Below are 1,370 nucleotides of genomic sequence, written 5' to 3'. Positions count from 1 at the left end.
GGCGGCTTGCTGGTGCTGGGTCACCTGCTCGGCGTGCTTGGCCTGCGCCACGGTGACCCGCTCTTCCGCTTCCTCGTTGACGCGGGCGGCTAGGCGGCCCACCAAGTCCTGGATCGCCTCGCTGACGAGGCTAAGCCGGGATACGGCCAGTTTTAGCTCATAAGCCTCAAAGTCATTAAAGACGTCTTGCTTATGCAGGCTGCTCCGATCACGCGGGATCGGCCCCCCTGCCGATCACTCGGGTGATCGGTTCTCCATACCGCGTAGGGCCGGGAGCGGCTCCGATCCATTGCGACCTCGAGCCCTTGCCGCGCTGGCACGTACAGCTTGGTCATATGTCATCGTGCCGGCAACCACCGCTGCAACGTCCGCCAGAAATCGTGGCTTGGGTTCATGGCCCGCAATCCGCGTGTTTGCAAGGGCCTGGGCAATTGCATCGCCGCGCACCTCCTTCGTGGTCACGGCAACACCTCAACCCCAACAGGACGCCAAGCCATCACCTCTCCACCGTGCAGCTTCGGATCGAACCGCTTAAGCAGGTTCTCCAGTGCGTGCTCCTCGATCCGTGGCCGGGAAGAAATGCCGCGCCCCCGCGGCAGCGAAACGGGGCGAGGCACCTTCATCTGACTTGCTTTCTTGGTCATGCTCATGATTTTCCTCCTGGAACGTCACGCCGCACAATGCGAACGGTCGTCTCGTCGACGGGACCTGGGAGCGAAATGCCGTGATCAGAAAAGTCCGTGCCGGGCCTTGGCTCCGAGCTGGACGATCACGATTGATCCCAAGCGTCGATGGTCAATAGTTGATTGGGAGGACAAGCGGCAATCTTCTCTGCGTGAAAGATCAAATTGCCCTTCCAGTTCGGGGGCATCACATAGTCATCGCCAATGATGGCAGGCCCCCTGTGCGCCGGCGGTCCGTCAGCAAGCAGCGGCAGCACATCGCTGGCTTTGGCGGTGTAGCGGTTCGGGTAGCCGCTGAAGGAGAGTTGGATCGCCGACCCCGCCTTCACGAGTTGATGCAGCCACTCGATGCCGCCGGGTCCGACCTCCCAGTTCGCGAGAACGGCCGCCCTTCGGTCCACCGCCTGGTCACGCTCCTCGGGTGTCTGAGCTGCGACAACTATCCACCAGCCGATCATCGTTTGCTCCTTCGTTGCTGGCCAATCCCATGCACAACGAGCCTGAAGTGCCTGCTCGATTTGTCGGATGGCGCTCTGTGTCGGATGATCGCACTTCATCTTGGGGTGATCGTACTTTTCGTGCAAATTGGTGCGTTTTCCGCGCGAACCCTTTCCGGGCGCGGCTTGCAGCCTTGCTGATCGACCGAAATACGCCAAGTTAGGCCCGCTCAACGGCCGTCGTACACTT

At 61.2% G+C, this 1,370-nt stretch carries 3 protein-coding genes; all 3 read right to left on the bottom strand.

The window, feature by feature from the left end; all coding sequences use genetic code 11:
• Nucleotides 1-234 precede the first annotated feature (234 nt).
• Nucleotides 235-447: an antitoxin VbhA family protein gene (locus tag NFX52_RS31230; protein ID WP_353848510.1), complete on the bottom strand. Its 213-nt coding sequence runs from the start codon at nt 445-447 to the stop codon at nt 235-237.
• An 11-nt stretch (nt 448-458) separates the two neighbouring features.
• Nucleotides 459-650 (bottom strand): hypothetical protein, encoded by a 192-nt coding sequence (locus NFX52_RS30145; RefSeq protein WP_013397101.1) that lies wholly within the window; start codon nt 648-650, stop codon nt 459-461.
• A gap of 119 nt (nt 651-769) precedes the next feature.
• On the bottom strand, nt 770-1,370 hold a 601-nt coding region (locus NFX52_RS30140; protein ID WP_238385520.1), incomplete at its 5' end, for a hypothetical protein.

Origin of the sequence: Acidovorax facilis, from assembly GCF_023913775.1 — a bacterium.
Lineage (GTDB): Bacteria > Pseudomonadota > Gammaproteobacteria > Burkholderiales > Burkholderiaceae_C > Acidovorax > Acidovorax facilis.
Note: the sequence above shows the minus strand (reverse complement) of the source record. Positions and strands in the feature narration are given on the sequence as shown.

Bases quoted from the DNA above. Each gene is read 5' to 3' on its own strand.
- NFX52_RS30145 (WP_013397101.1), bottom strand. From the start codon at position 650: ATGAGCATGACCAAGAAAGCAAGTCAGATGAAGGTGCCTCGCCCCGTT.